General features: G+C 71.1%; 17 protein-coding genes and 1 pseudogene. 8 read left to right on the top strand and 10 right to left on the bottom strand.

The annotated features are described in order from the left end of the window. Positions 1–251 precede the first annotated feature (251 nt). Positions 252–437: a hypothetical protein gene (locus tag ACZ6X9_RS33660; RefSeq protein ID WP_469781855.1), complete on the top strand. Its 186-nt coding sequence runs from the start codon at positions 252–254 to the stop codon at positions 435–437. A gap of 49 nt (positions 438–486) precedes the next feature. On the opposite strand, the gene ACZ6X9_RS33655 is transcribed toward ACZ6X9_RS33660, so the two are convergent. From ACZ6X9_RS33655 to ACZ6X9_RS33610, 10 genes and pseudogenes are all read right to left on the bottom strand, one after another. Further along, positions 487–783: a hypothetical protein gene (locus ACZ6X9_RS33655; RefSeq protein WP_469781854.1), complete on the bottom strand. Its 297-nt coding sequence runs from the start codon at positions 781–783 to the stop codon at positions 487–489. An 89-nt stretch (positions 784–872) separates the two neighbouring features. Continuing rightward, entirely contained in the window at positions 873–1,199 is a 327-nt protein-coding gene (locus ACZ6X9_RS33650; protein ID WP_469781853.1) for a hypothetical protein, read from the bottom strand. Positions 1,200–1,288: 89 nt separating this feature from the next. Beyond that, positions 1,289–2,026 carry a hypothetical protein gene (locus ACZ6X9_RS33645; RefSeq protein ID WP_469781852.1) on the bottom strand — a complete coding sequence of 246 codons (738 nt, stop codon included), beginning with the start codon at positions 2,024–2,026 and terminating at the stop codon, positions 1,289–1,291. 751 nt (positions 2,027–2,777) lie between these two features. Then, complete coding sequence (locus tag ACZ6X9_RS33640; RefSeq protein WP_469781851.1) at positions 2,778–3,209, bottom strand: hypothetical protein; 432 nt, start codon at positions 3,207–3,209, stop codon at positions 2,778–2,780. Positions 3,210–3,748: 539 nt separating this feature from the next. After that, positions 3,749–4,069, bottom strand: coding sequence for a hypothetical protein (locus tag ACZ6X9_RS33635; RefSeq protein WP_469781850.1), 321 nt, complete (start codon positions 4,067–4,069; stop codon positions 3,749–3,751). A gap of 75 nt (positions 4,070–4,144) precedes the next feature. Then, a pseudogene (gene dnaB / locus ACZ6X9_RS33630) lies at positions 4,145–5,482 on the bottom strand (replicative DNA helicase); the annotation flags it as partial. A gap of 152 nt (positions 5,483–5,634) precedes the next feature. After that, positions 5,635–6,771, bottom strand: a complete 1,137-nt coding sequence (locus ACZ6X9_RS33625; protein ID WP_469781849.1) for a hypothetical protein — start codon at positions 6,769–6,771, stop codon at positions 5,635–5,637. A gap of 881 nt (positions 6,772–7,652) precedes the next feature. Next, the gene (locus ACZ6X9_RS33620; protein WP_469781848.1) at positions 7,653–7,997 is read right to left on the bottom strand and encodes a hypothetical protein; all 345 of its coding nucleotides are present in this window, start codon (positions 7,995–7,997) and stop codon (positions 7,653–7,655) included. 65 nt (positions 7,998–8,062) lie between these two features. Beyond that, entirely contained in the window at positions 8,063–8,623 is a 561-nt protein-coding gene (locus tag ACZ6X9_RS33615) for a UTRA domain-containing protein (protein ID WP_469781847.1), read from the bottom strand. Positions 8,624–8,684: 61 nt separating this feature from the next. After that, complete coding sequence (locus ACZ6X9_RS33610) at positions 8,685–9,479, bottom strand: GntR family transcriptional regulator (protein ID WP_469781846.1); 795 nt, start codon at positions 9,477–9,479, stop codon at positions 8,685–8,687. 559 nt (positions 9,480–10,038) lie between these two features. Here ACZ6X9_RS33610 and ACZ6X9_RS33605 point away from each other — a divergent pair. The 7 genes from ACZ6X9_RS33605 to ACZ6X9_RS33575 are packed head-to-tail and all read left to right on the top strand — an operon-like array spanning position 10,039 to position 13,710. Next, positions 10,039–10,338, top strand: a complete 300-nt coding sequence (locus tag ACZ6X9_RS33605; RefSeq protein WP_469781845.1) for a hypothetical protein — start codon at positions 10,039–10,041, stop codon at positions 10,336–10,338. Then, on the top strand, positions 10,338–10,505 hold the full coding sequence (locus ACZ6X9_RS33600) for a hypothetical protein (protein WP_469781844.1): 168 nt from the start codon (positions 10,338–10,340) through the stop codon (positions 10,503–10,505). Before ACZ6X9_RS33605 ends, ACZ6X9_RS33600 begins: the two co-directional genes overlap by 1 nt. Continuing rightward, complete coding sequence (locus ACZ6X9_RS33595; RefSeq protein ID WP_469781843.1) at positions 10,502–10,813, top strand: hypothetical protein; 312 nt, start codon at positions 10,502–10,504, stop codon at positions 10,811–10,813. Before ACZ6X9_RS33600 ends, ACZ6X9_RS33595 begins: the two co-directional genes overlap by 4 nt. Continuing rightward, on the top strand, positions 10,810–11,631 hold the full coding sequence (locus ACZ6X9_RS33590) for a hypothetical protein (RefSeq protein WP_469781842.1): 822 nt from the start codon (positions 10,810–10,812) through the stop codon (positions 11,629–11,631). The genes ACZ6X9_RS33595 and ACZ6X9_RS33590 overlap by 4 nt, the downstream gene beginning before the upstream one ends. Next, positions 11,628–11,855, top strand: a complete 228-nt coding sequence (locus tag ACZ6X9_RS33585; RefSeq protein ID WP_469781841.1) for a hypothetical protein — start codon at positions 11,628–11,630, stop codon at positions 11,853–11,855. Before ACZ6X9_RS33590 ends, ACZ6X9_RS33585 begins: the two co-directional genes overlap by 4 nt. Then, positions 11,852–13,300, top strand: coding sequence for a hypothetical protein (locus ACZ6X9_RS33580; protein ID WP_469781840.1), 1,449 nt, complete (start codon positions 11,852–11,854; stop codon positions 13,298–13,300). The genes ACZ6X9_RS33585 and ACZ6X9_RS33580 overlap by 4 nt, the downstream gene beginning before the upstream one ends. Beyond that, positions 13,297–13,710 (top strand): hypothetical protein, encoded by a 414-nt coding sequence (locus tag ACZ6X9_RS33575; protein ID WP_469781839.1) that lies wholly within the window; start codon positions 13,297–13,299, stop codon positions 13,708–13,710. The genes ACZ6X9_RS33580 and ACZ6X9_RS33575 overlap by 4 nt, the downstream gene beginning before the upstream one ends. Positions 13,711–13,741 lie beyond the last annotated feature (31 nt).

The following is a 13,741-nucleotide window of genomic DNA, read 5'->3' as shown; positions in this document are numbered from 1 at the left end:
CACAGGCATGACCCCGCCTTGCCGATGAGCACACCGAGCACCACGCCGCCGACGGAGGAACACCCCGCCGGCGGCGCTCTGGACGTTGCGCCCCCTGGCGGCCAAGCGGTGCCCGCCGCCCGCTCCGGGCGCTGCGTGAAGCCCCCCGGCTGCTGCTCCTGCACCGAGCGCTGTCGAAGGCTCCTGCATCCCTGCTCATCCCTCGTTGGACCTGTTGGACCCAACGCCCCGCCGACGAGGAGAACCACGCCATGATCCGTGCCCACCACCGGCTCAAGGGTGGCGCCGCCCAGCTCGGCGCCACCGGCCCCGGCCTGCCCGGCCCGTTCGGGACCTGGCCCGCGTACAGCGGCCGCGACGAGGAGGACCAGGAGCACGAGCCGCTCGCCGGTGACCCGGGCGCCGGCGGCGCGCTGCACCGGTCGACCGCCGGATGAGGTGCGTGCCGTGCGCCGGGCCCAACCACGGCGGCGCGCGGCACGCACCTTACGGCCCGACGGACGCGTCCTTACGGCGGCCGCGCGAGCGCCAGCGGTCGAGCAGGGCCGTCAGCAGGCCGCGCTTCTGGGCACGCTCCATCCTGGTCTCCCACTTCTCGACCGTGCGGGACTGGTAACCGGTCCGCTCGCTGATCTCCAGCGGGGAGATGCCCGCCTCCAGGGCCCGCGCCGTCGCCTCCCGCGCCCGGGCGGTCAGCCGCAGCCCCGCTTCGTAGTGCGCGGTGCGCTGCCGGCCGATCTCGTCGAGCTGGCGCAGCACCTGGTCGTCCCCGTTCGCCTCCATGCCGCCGATCGTGCCCGCCCGGACAGGCCCGGACAGGCGGATTCCCGGAACATGGCGCACAGCCCGCTGTCTGTCCGCGAATCGCGGACTCAGTCGCGCGGGGGCGGCTCCGGCACGGGCAGCACAGGGATCTTCAGCTTCTTGAACCACAGCCGCAGTGCCTCGGTGACGCCGTCCTGCAGGTAGAGCCCGGTCTTCTCCAGCGCGGCGTCGAGGCGGACGTCGTCCTCCAGCAGGAGCCGGACGGACATCTGGACCCGCTGAGGAGCGCGCTGGCAGGCGACGCGGCGAGGGCGCCGGGCGGGTGCGGCGGCTTCGGCAGCGGCGGCCTCCGCCTTCGCCGCGCGGCGGGCCTGCGCCCGGGCGGGCACCGTACGGGTGGTGCGACGCAGATGTGTCAGCCTCGCGTTCGTCATGCGCTGCCAACGCGTCAACCGCGCAGACGTTATGGGCCCGCGCGTCAGCGGAGCATTGACACAGGTCAGCTCAGTTAGACCCATTGGGCTCAATGGGTCCATTGCTCCGTCTGGGGGGCGACGCCGTGTCGGGCGGCGAGCAGTTCGTCCAGGAGCGCCAGGACCTCGTCGCGGGCGGCGGCCGCGGCGCCGGCGGCGGGAGGCTCGCCATCCACGGGATCGAGGACCCGGCGTAGGGCCTTGAGCCGGGCGGCGAGGGCGGGCCCGTCGAGCTCGCGGTGCCAGGCGTCCAGCTTCTCGGCGGGGGCGGTGCGGGCCAGCCGCTCCCACTCGTCGTTCAGGCAGGCCAGGGACCACACGGCGGCGCGCAGCCGTGCCTCGTTGGCCCGGCACCAGGCGTCGCCGGCGCGGTCGCGGGCCCGCTCGGCGCGCTGGCGCTCGGGGTAGCGGTCGCTGCGATAGCTGGCGGCGTCGCGCTCCAGGCGCACGAAGCGGCTCTCGGCGCTGGAGCGGGAGGACAGCCCGAGGTGGTCGGCGACCTGCTGCCAGGAGGCGCCGCGCGTGCGGGCGGCCCGGGTGAGGTCCCGCTCCAGGGTGTCCAGCGCCGCGCGGGCCTCGTCGAGCTGGGTGAGTGCGGCCAGGACGTCGTCGGCCGGCACCTCCGCCTGCGCGGCGTCATCGAGACCGTAGCGGTCGGCGGCCGCGCGCACCGCGTGCATCACACGGACCGGCTCGATCCAGTCGCGGCCGCCGCTGTACTTCGCCAGCAGCAGCGCCTCGGCGTCCTGCAGGAGCTGCTCGCGGGCCTCGGGATCGGTCTTCGCCATGCCGGGCAGCCTGCCACCCCGCCGCCCATGTCCGCGAATCGCGGACGGAAGCCCGCGCGGTCCGTCGGAGAGCATCACATATACGGATGATCTACCCCAAAGGCAGGCCCCACCAGGGCAGATACCCGGACCGGCCTCCCAAGGGATCACGCGAAACAGGCCCGAGACGGCGCGTGAAGGGGGGCAGGAGTGCCTATCCCGGCGTGCATGTCGAGGAGTGCCGATCTACCCCCGAGAGCCGCACACAGGGGCGCTCAGAGGCGCGCGCCTCGCTCCTGTAAGTCGCCGCGCGAAGCGCGTCTGCAGTCATCGGCGCAGCCGATGGGGGCTTAGAAGGTCGCGCCCGAAGGGCTCGTTTCTATGTTCTGACCTGCACGTACGTACCAGGGACACCCCCACAGCGAGGCCCCGTCACCCGAATGGGTGACGGGGCCTCGCCCCTCCCTCCTGGCTATTAACAGGCCCTTGCGCTCATTACCCACCGGTGTTGTCGCGCCCATGGCCCCCAAGTCGCCCGGCTATCCGCCGCCCCAAGCCAGGGTCACCACTTGGGCCCCCTGCGCGAGGGGGTCAAGATTTTTACTCCGGGACGGACCCGAAAGGTGCCCTGACCTGGGGGTGTTGGGTGCGGCTCACACCGCACCCAACACCCCCAGGTCAGGGCGCAACGGCCTGTTAATACCCGCGTCGTGACGGTCGGACGATCAGGCCCGGTCCCCCGGGTACCCTGCACGGTTCCGCCGATGGACGCTTAGCGGGCGGCCAGCGCCTTGCACGGCGCGCACTGGATCTCCGGCGGCGCGAACGGCATCCAGCGGACCTCGGCGCACGCGCACGCCCCACACCCAGCGCAGGTGTGACAGGCCCGCTCGGGAGCGCCCTCCGTCTCGGGGCTGAGGTGCACCCGCAGCACCGGCTTCGCGTCCCGCACGGCGTGCACCAGGCGACTGAGCACGCCGTACGCCACTAGCTCGTCGACGGCGACCTGCACCTGGTCGTGCTCGTCACCGGCCAGGCCGACGAGGACAGGCAGCTCCTGGAGGAGTTCCACCTCCGGGCCCTCCTGGTCGGACCGAGCCAACTTCGCCAGCAGGACCGCGTAGAGCAGCCGGGCCCGCGGCGAAAGCCGGAGGTCAAGGACGACCGCCGAACCGAACAGGGTGGGGGACGGGGGGTCGGACACGCGGAAGTCCCTTCGATAGACGGGGCCGGCGGCCCGCAGCGGAGCACCAGCCTGCCCGCCGAAGCCGCGGCGCGGCAGAGGGCCACCGGCCGAGCAACAGCCAGGCGGGGGTGTCCTTCGGCGCAGCCGCGTCTCTCTCCTCGCCGTTCGTCCCGGCTCGGGCCGACGACACCAGGACCGGTGCAGTCGGTGTTGCGGGAGAGAGAAGAACTTATTGGGGGGGCTTATTAGAGGAGCACGTTTACGCAGGTCAGCGCGCTGCGGTCGATTTTTTTCCGTCCAGGTCGGTCGGAAATCCGTTCAGGTCGGTCGGAAAAACGGCCATCGAAACGACCTGCACTGATGCTGCATCGCCCCTGGTTGTTTCGATGGCCGGATTTCCGGCGAGCGGTCCGCCGGCCCCCGCTCCCCTGGCGCTGTCCGCCCACCGCCGGGTGGGAACGACAGCGCCCCCGGCACGCAGGTGTGCCGGGGGCGGAGCCGGTGTGTGACTACGAGGGCCACAGTGCCAGCCGAAGCGGACAACGTCGCGGGGTGGCTTACATCTGTGGGAAGCCGCCGTGCTTCTTGTGCCAGTCAGCCTCGGGCAACCCGGCGTCCGGGTTCTGCAGGGGCAGGAGGCCGGCGGCTGCCAGGCGCTCGATGCTCCGGGCCAGCTCGTCGGCCGTGGTGTTCGGCGGGGGCCCGACCTGCCCGGCGAGGAGCAGATGCACGACCTGGTCCACGTCTGGCGCCTTCTCACTCCAGTCGATGATGTGCGCCACGCGCACGTACAGCCCGAGGTCGTCGTTGGACAGCTTGGCGTTGCGAACCAGGCTCGCTGGGACGACGACAGGACCGGGTCGTTGGACGAACCGCATGGAACCCCTCCGGATGGCGATTGACCCGACGACCCTCATCTGAGAACGTCGGGGTTGGGTCGAGAAAACCGCAGCTCAGACGACTTCCGAGGCCATGTCGACGAACCTGCTGTAGTGGCCCTGGAAAGCGACCGTGACCGTCGCCGTCGGTCCGTTGCGGTGCTTGGCCACGATCAGGTCGGCCTCGCCGGAGCGGGGCGAGTCCTTCTCGTACGCGTCCTCGCGGTGCAGCAGGATCACCATGTCGGCGTCCTGCTCGATCGAGCCGGACTCGCGCAGCTCGCTGATTTGCGGGCGCTTGTCGGTGCGCTGCTCGGGGCCGCGGTTGAGCTGGGACAGGGCGATGATCGGGATTTCCAGCTCTTTGGCCAGGAGCTTGAGGTTGCGGGAGATGTCGGAGACTTCCTGCTGGCGGTTCTCCGCGCGGCGGCCCGTGCCGGACTGCATGAGCTGGAGGTAGTCCACGATCAGCAGGTCCAGGCCGCCCTTGGACTGCTTGATGCGCCGGGCCCGGGAGCGGATCTCGGTGAGCGAGAGGTTCGGGGAGTCGTCCACGATCAGCGGTGCGCCCTCGATGTCGGGCGTGCGCTTGGCCATGCGGTTGAGGTCGTCGTCGGTGACCGTTCCGGCGCGGATGTGGTGCAGGGCGACGCGGGCCTCGGCGCTGTAGAGCCGCTGGGTGATCTCGGAGCGGCCCATCTCCAGGGAGAAGAACGCCGAGGTCAGGCCGTGCTTGATGGAGGCGGACCGGGCGATGTCCAGGGCGAGCGTCGACTTGCCCATGGCCGGGCGGGCGCCGATGACGATGAGCTGGCCGGACTGCAGGCCGTTGGTCATCGCGTCCAGGTCGATGAAGCCGGTGGGGACGCCGGTCATCTTGCCGGTGCCCTTGATCCGGGCGTCGAGTTGGTCCCAGAAGTCGGGGACGTCCTCGCGGACGTACGCGTAGCCGGCGGACTGCTCGCGGGTCGCCAGGGCGTCGAGGACCTCGGCCTCCACCGCGCTGCGGACGTCGTCGATCTCGCCCTCGCCGGAGTAGGCGACCTGGGCGATCCGCGTGCTGGCCTCGATCAGGCGGCGGCGGACGGCGAGCGTGTGGACGATCTCGGCGTAGTACGCCGCGTTCGCCGCTGTCGGTACGGACTGCACCAGGGTGTGCAGGTAGGAGGCCCCGCCGACCTTGGTGATGTCACCGCGCTTGGTCAGCTCGGCAGCGATGGTGATCGGGTCGACCGGCTCGCCCTTGCCGTACAGGTACAGGATCGCGGCCTGGATCGTCTCGTGAGCCGGCCGGTAGTAGTCCCGCTGCTGCATCGGGCCGTCAAGGACGTCGGCGATGGCGTCCTTGCTGAGTAGCTGCCCGCCGAGCGCTGACTGCTCGGCGTCGACATCGTGCGGCGGGGTGCGGTCGAAGGCGCCCCGGCCGGGGCGCTCGTACTCGTCGTCAGGGGCGGCGTGGGGTGCGACGATGGACATGCGGATCTCCTCGGTGAGGTCTTCTGTGGCGGCCGGTTCTTGACGGGAGCGGCCGCCACAGGCGTGTTCGGAACGGGGCAATGTGGGGGTCACGCGGGCTGACCGGCGCGCAGCCGGGCCAGCAGCCCGGCGCCGTCGACCGGTGCCGGTTCGGAGGCAGCGCGCTGACGGCGGTCACGCTCGTCGGCCGCGCAGCGCAGGCAGTCCTCGGCCTCGAAGGTCGGATGGTGCTCGCACATTTCAGCGGCCGGACGGCCGGACCGCTGCCCGGGCACCGACGGCTGCGGCGCTTCCGGCCAGGTCATCGCGTCTTCCAGCACCTTCCAGGTCGGCTTCATCCGACCCATCCACTCAGCCACCCGGCACAGGTGGTCGACGTCGGCACCGGCCGCCAGGAGCTCAGCGGCCTCGGTGGCGATGAGCGCGGCGCGCTTGGGCAGGAACGGACGCCCGCCGGCCTTCATGCCCTCGGCCCAGGCATCCACCACCGGCTTCGCCGCCGAGGTGTCAACGGGCACGTCGACGGCGCCGTCCTCCTGGTCCTTCTTCGGCGGCGCGGCCTTCCTGGACGCCGTCTTCTTCGGGGCGGTCTTCTTCGCCGGGGCCTTCTTGCCCATCGGGGCCTGCTTCGCCGGGGCGCCGTCCTTCGGCTTCTCCGGCTGCAGGGCCGCGGCCGGAGAAGCCGGACTGCCGACGGGCGTCTGCACGACCTGGTCGCCGCGACGGGTGTGCAGCGGAGGCTGCGGCGGGTTCTCCCGCCAGTCCGGCGTGTACGCGTCGAGCTTGTCCCAGACGTTGCGCCAGCCCACGTACGCGTCCGGCGGCAGCTCGTTGACCTGGTACGTGCGGAAGGAGTTCTGGATCCCGCCCTTCCCCGTCGACTTCACCAGGTGCCCGTCCTCAGGGTTCACGACCAGGTTGAGTTCGGCCAGCAGCTTCAACGCGTCCTTGACCATGGTCGGGCTGCACGGCTTCTTGTTGACGCCCGGCAGGAGGAAGCAGAGCTGGTCCACCGACATCCGGCGCAGACCGCCGCCCTTGCGCCGGACGTTCTCACGGATCATCGAGCGCAAGACCATATACAGGTGCAGCGCGGTCCGGGTCATGTCCGGCAGCAGCAGCACCCAGTCGCGCACCTGGGTGTGCGTCCAGTAGTCGTTGAGGGTGCCGATGAGCTCGAACTCCTCGTCACCGCCGTCATCCATCAGGCCGGGAGAGTTCGTCATCGGGCCACCGCCCCAGCGGCCGGGGCGGACACGGCGTCGTTCGTAGTCGTCACGCGACCGTTGTATGCACCGAAGCGGACACCCCTATCGGGGCAGGTCATCGGGTTATGAGAGCAAGACGTAATCAACACGGCGCCTTCGTACGCGGTCGCGACGGTTACCGTCGCGGGCTCCGAGGAGGCGAGCCGGAGGGGGCGGTGCTGCCGGTGGTGCATGGGGTGCGATCTCTCCCAATCGGGGTAGAGAGTCACACGTCGGTGATCATCACCAGGTAACCGGACGGGCCTACGAGCGGTGCTGCGCAAAGGCTGTCGGGCCGGTTACCCTGGCTGGTGGTGACCGGGCCCCGTGGGGTCGGGAGCCCGGCGTTACCGCCGACGTACGACTCAGGATCTGTAGCTTGCGAGGCTGGGGACTGAGTCAAGTTGTTGAGTTGAGGGCCGCTCCTGTTGGCGCAGGGGCGGCCCTCGGCATTACGGGGCGCGTGCGTGCATGACGACCATCTTGGAGCCCTCCCCGAGGTTTCCGAAACCGGCACTGGCCTGGTATGCAGCTTGATCCCATCCGGGGATCGTGCCGGAAGACGTCGTCGTGTAGTACCGGGTAGCCGACGCGGATACTCCAAGATCCCGTTCTCCGGGAGAGAACTTGCGAAGCCGTCCCGCCACACGGGAAGCGTGGGCCGCCAACGGCGTGTCGCCGTGTCCCGCTGGCCCACTATCAGTGGGTACGCGTAGCCTGCTGACCATCGCAGGCACCTCCCATTCAGGTGCTTGATCGCGGCGCCGACCACCACAACCGGCGAGCGCGACCGACAGGCCCCCGCTGGGGCCTGTCCGCGTTTCGCGGGCAATCTTCCTCTCTCCGGCGGTTATGCGGGGTCAGCCCGCGAGTTCCGGCGAGTCGGGAGTGGACGCGCCGCGGGCCTGCACCAAGTGAGCAAAGGCCGTGCCCAGCTCGCCGTAGCGAGCCACCGATTCGGCGTCTAGGGCCTGCGCCCGGTCGGCTGCGTCGGCGGCTCGCTTGAGTTCACGGACGACGACCGGCGGGAGGGCCCCGCAGCGGCTGTGCGCGCGGAACGCGTTGGCGATGTCTGCAAGCCCAGCGCCGGGTGCGATCGGGCCGGGGCCGGCAGGGGCCGTCAAGCACGTGAGCCAACCGTCGTCGGCGACTGCCGACAGCAGCTCGCTGACGATCTCGGCAGCGGAGAGGCGCGCGGTGCTCATTTCGGAGGCGGTCCTTTCGAGAGGGACGCGGGGCCCCAGCACGGAGCCGGGGCCGGGCTGGCCGGTCAGGCCAGAGGTACGGAGTATCGGAGCTTCCAGCCGTCGGCCAAGACGTGCTGGGTGACCTCGACGACGCGGCCGTCCCCAGTCCGGCCGATGTGGTTGATGGTCAGGACTGACGTGCCCTCCGCCAGCCCGAGTGCGTTCGCCTCGTCTGCCGTGGCCGTGCGCAGGGCGACGTCTTCGGTGGCCTCGGTCCCCTGATCGAAACCGGCCTCACGCATCCGGCTGATGATGCCGCCGACGCCCGTGTCGACTTGCTCGATGCCGGCGGCCTGAGCCACGTCCACCGGGATGTAGGTCGTCGCCAACTGGATCAGGCGGTCACCGTCATACATTCGGCGGGCCCGGACGACGACCTCCCCGTCGCTGCCCAGGAGCTCGGCGACGTCAGCAGGGGCTGTCTCACGTCGGACGTTCACCTCCGTCCGGGGCGTTCCACCGCCACGGCGGATCTCGGCGTCGTACGCGCCGTGCGCGCCGTTCTCCTCGCGCTGGGCGGTGCGGTACCGGCTGCGCGCGTCCCGGAGAACGACGCCGTCGGTGCCTATCGTGTTGCTTGCCATGAGAACTGTGCTCCTTGGGTTTCGGGTACTAAGTCGCGGGTGCCCCGGCTGGGGCGAGGGCCTACGAGCCGATGGACCACTCGTAGGCGAGTCGCCACTTGGTGCGCGGCATGACGTGCAGGCAGATTTCGACGATCCGGTCCTCTGCCGTGAGGCCCTGATGGGTGATCTCTAGGACCGCCTGCCCCGCCGGGATCCCGAGCGCTGCCGCTTCCTCCTCAGAGGGCGGGCGGACCTCGATCTCCTCACGGAGGCGGACTTGGGAGTGGCCGGCCTCGGCCAGCCTGCTCTTACTCCCGCCCGGGCCGGTGTTCTGCTGTTCCAGTTGCGGGCACTGGTCCGCGATGTCGGGCGGGAACCAGGAGGTGGCGAGCTGCACCACCTCGCTGATGTCGTCGTTGTCGGGAAGCGCGACGGGCATGACGCGCTCGCGCATGAGCGCCTTGGTCGCGTGATGCAGACCGAGCAGGTCAGCGACCCGTTTCGGGGGCCGCTGGCGGTCGATCACCGTCGGGAGGGGCTTGTAGACCAGCCCCAGACGGCGGATCTCGGCGTCGAACGCGCCGACTGCTCCGCCTTCGGACCTGGCGCTCGGCAGGTATCGGCTGGTGCCGTCGCGCAGCATCTTGCCTAGCACGAGGCTGACGTAGGTGCCCTTGCCGCGGCGGCTGAAGACGAGGCCCTGGTCCTCAAGCAGCCCGTAAACCTCGCGCGCCGTCTGGTACGCGATGCCCTCCGCCGCCTGCAGTTCCGGGACGCTCGGCAAGGCGGAGCCAGGTGCGTACACGCCCCGCTCGATCTTCGCCGCGATGCTCGCCGCGATGCGCGGGACCTTCCCGGGCTCCTTCTTGGCCATGGCCGTTTCTCCGATCTAACGATCTCCGTATGGGATCTCTCCCTTCCGTCGATGGCGCCCAGCATGACATGTCTAGTTGTTTCGCGAAAGTCGGAACCCGTTGCGCCTAACGCTCGGAGGTAAACCAGCAGGTCAGGCTGATGAAGCGGTGACTCCTAACTAGACATGTTGACAGCGGTTGAGTGCGGTGGGTTAATCGAAGCGCTCGATCACCTGACTAGTTAACTCAGGGGATTGGGTGGCAGGGCACAGCCATGCCGAAATACGGCGTCACTGGACCGCCTCGGAGCTGTACCGAGCCCGGTGGACCGAGAAGAACTCAACAGAGTGCTACGAGGAACAGAGCAACCCTTTTCGCTGGTCAGAAGGCCATGTGGGCCGTCAGCGAGAGGTTTCGTCCAGACAGATTCGGCCCGGCGCATGCCCGTACGGATGTGCCGTGGCCGTGGCCGTCTGGCCGCGCACGACAACCCCGCCCGAATGGGCGCGGCCCCGGATCAGGTGGTCGCACACCCCCGGGGCCACTTCGGAATCCACCACACCAGGGAGTGGAACCGCGATGACCAGTATCCCCAACCCGGTCGCCGGCACCCTCGCCGCCGCCCTCCAACTCCGCGACGACGCCTCGCAGATCCTCGGCATCGACGTCGACCTGGTCCTCGGGCCGCCCGTCGGGATCGAGGGCCGCGCCGCCCGGCAGGCCCGCGAGGACGCCCTCGCCGACATGGCCGCGACGGGTTTCTTCCAGCCCAGGCAGGCCAGCCGCCGCGCCGAGCTCGCCGTCGTCCTCCTGGAGGAGCTCGACGAGCTGGAGTGCGCCGCCGGCCTCGTCGACTTCGAGCTCGGGGCGGTGGCCTGATGACCGACACCACCCGCCAGCTCCTGGCCGACGTCCTGGAGCGCGTCAGCTCCAACCCCGCCGAGTGGACGGCCCGCGACACGGAGACGATCACCCGCCTCCGCGCGGCCGCCGAGTGGGAAGAGGCGGCCGAGAAGGTCGTCGCCGCCGCCCGGATCGGCGAGTGACCGCGATGACGCGCCTCGCCTCCGCCTTACGCGACCTGTTCCGCGCCGGCCTCGACGTCACGGGCCGAATGCCGTCCCAGATGCTCCTGCTCCTGGTGCCGCTGCTCGCGGTGCTGGCCTACGGCTCCGGAACGGTCCTCCTCGACGCGCTGACCGCGCTGGTCACCGCCGTCGCCACCATCACCAAGGCCCTGTTCTGGCTCGGCGCGCTCGCCGTGACCGCCCGCCTGCTGCACCGCCTGGTCGACCAGCGCCTCCGCAACGCCCCGCCCGCCGCCCCCTCCGAGACCCGGGAGCCCGTCGCATGATCCGGATGATCCGCACCAAGACGCTCCGCGCTCTGCAAGAGGGCGCGGGACTCGCCTCCGCGCTGGAGGCCGACCTCGAACTCGCCGAGCGCGCGGTCGAGGCGTTCAAGACGGACGCCGCCACCGACGTGCGCCTGCGCCAGCACCTGATGACCGACCTTGGCGAGGTCCGCACCGAGCTGGTGGCCGCCGAGGCGCGCAACACCGACCTCGTCCGCCTGGTCGAGCTGCTGCTCGGCGCGGTGAAGTACGCGGTCGACGCCGCCGAGGCCCCGACCGAAGTGGTCCTGCACAAGGGCCGGGTGCACAGCGCCCACCGCGACCGGGAGTCCGCCCAGACCGTCACCCCCTACCGGGGCGGCTACTGGGGGCCAACGCCGGCCCCGGACCCCGACCCGCTCGGCTGGAGGATCCAGACGGCCCCGCTGCCGCCGCTGCCCGCCCCGGCCAGCGCGGACGAGATCGAGGCCCTGCTGGAGCGGACCGAGCGCCCGGCGCTGGAGCAGCTCGCCAAGGCCGACAGCATCCAGGAGCTGACCCGCCAGTTGGAGACCGTCCGGTCCCAGCGCGACACGGCCATCGACGACACCGAGACCGCCGCGGCCGCGCTGACCGCCGAGTCCCTGGCCTTCGCCTTCCACCGCGCGGCGGTGACCGAGGCCGTCACCGAGATCGCCATGGCGCTGTCCGCCAGGAACCCCCGCGCCGCCATGCGCGAGGTCTCCGGCCTGCTGCTGCGCCACGCCGAGCTGTTCGGCATCGACCTCCACGGCCCGAAGACCGGCGCCGACACCGACACGAAGGGGGCGGTCGTATGAGCGCCGCGCTGAGGATCCGCCGGGGCGTCGGCCGCGACTGGACCGCCGCCGACTTCGACTCCTACACCGTGCTCGCCGAGCTCGGCACCCCCCGCCCGGCCGACCTGGTCAGCCGGGCCCGCCGGGGCCGGCCGCTGCGCCGCGCGTTCCGCGCCGCGCTGCGGACCACCGCCCTCATCCACCTCACCCGCACCCCGATCCGGAAGGAGGCCGTAGGCCGGTGACGACCTACAGCACCGAAACCCCCGTCAACGGCCACGACCCGAACGAGCCGCCGTTCACGACCCCGCTCCCGTCCAGTCGGGGCGAGGAGAAGCGGGCCAACCTCGCGGCCCGCCGTACCGAGGACCGCGCCGACCGGCGCGCGGCCGCCGAGGAGCGGCGCCGCGACCGCGAGCACAAGCGGCGGCTGAAGATCGAGGCCAGGAACGCGAAGGTCAACCTCGCGCTGCAGAAGAAGACCGAGCGGCAGAAGCTGCGCGCGAAGAAGCGCAAGGAGCGCAAGACCACCTGGGACTCGGCGGTCGTCCGGCTCTCCCACCACATGCCGCTGTGGGGTCTGCCCGTCGTGGTGGTCTCCCTGGTGGTCGGCTGGACCGGCCAGGCCGGGGCGGCCGCGCACCTCGGGATGGGATGGGCCGCCGCCGGCGTCCCCGTCCTCACCGAGGGCATGACACTCACCTTTGCCGGGCTCACCGGTCAGGCGATCGAGCAGCGCCGCGAGTACCGGTGGCTGATGCGGGCGACCTGGATCACGGCCGTGATCGCCGCCGCGATCAACGGCCTGGGCCACCTGATCGAGGACGACTCGGCGGCCGGGATCTACCGGGCGTGCGCGTACGCCGGGGCCTCGCTCGCCGCGCTGATCCTGTGGTGGGTGGTGATGCGCTCCAGGCGCGCCGCCGTCTCCGGCCGCACCGCCGACGAGATCGCCCGGTGGAAGCGGCTCCGCCGCCGGCATCCGATCCTCGTACGTCGCGCCCGCCGGATCGCCGACAACACCGGGATCACCCTGGAGGCCGCGTACGCAAAGGCGTGGGAGCGGGCGAACGGCGCGGCCGTCGGGGAACCGTCCATCCGCGAGATCCGCGCCTCCCGCCGGGCGACCTTCCGCCGGGCCCAGGCCGAAGCGTGGGACGGACGCACCCGGTTCTCGCGCACCGCGCCCGCCCCGGCGCCGGTGGTTCCCGCCGCCGTCACCCCGGAGCCGGAACCGGTTCCCGAAACCGCGTCCGCGGAGACGCCGGAGGTGATCCCGGCTTCGTACCTCCCGGTCGTGCTCGCGGTTCCCGGACCCGACGGACAGTGGGTCGCCCACCGCGTCCCGGTGCACCCGCTGGGCGCCTGGACGTCCCTCTCGCCGTCGGGAAGCGAAACGGCCACAACCCGCTTCCCGCAAGGGCAGGAGCCACTTCCGGCCCCCTCCCCGGACGCACCCCAGGGCGAGGACGGGAAGCAGGCGGACGGGGCCCAGGAGGAAGTCCGGGAAAAGGTCGCAGACGACCGGCTCGCCAAAGCCCGGGCGCTCGTCGACGCGGCCGCCGAGGAGGGCAAGAACCTCAAGCGCCACCCCTCCAACCGGCAGATGGCCCGGCACCTCGGATGCCGCCCCGGAACCGCCAAGGAGTACCTGAGCCAGGTCCTGGCGGAGAGGGGAATCAGCCGGTGAACGTTCCGGACGCGTTAGCCGGAACCGTCTACGAGGCGGCGGTGGGACGCAGTGACGGGCACTGCGAGTGCCACCTGGATGAGCCCGGGAACTGCGGCCTGGCCGATGGGGACAAGCCCCGCTGGCACACGACCGGGAAGCGCTGCCACGAGCGGGGCTGGCACCGCGCCCCGCTCCTGGTGGCCCCGATCGACCCGGAGGTCTCCGACCGGGACGCGATCACGCTGCCCGTCGAGGAGGTCATGGTCCTGTGCCGCGGCTGCTTCGTCCGCCGCCGCAACAAGACCGACAAGGAGCGGGCCGCCCGCAACCAGGCCGCGCTCCTCGCCGACGAGAACGCCCTCTTCCCGTCGGACCTGTTAAACCCAACAGGTCTAACCCCACCTGAGCAGCAGCGCGACGCGACCTGAGCCGTACGCGCCGAATCCCGGAAGGGACCGC

The sequence above is a fragment of the Streptomyces sp. NPDC052910 genome, assembly GCF_055585605.1.
Note: the sequence above shows the minus strand (reverse complement) of the source record. Positions and strands in the feature narration are given on the sequence as shown.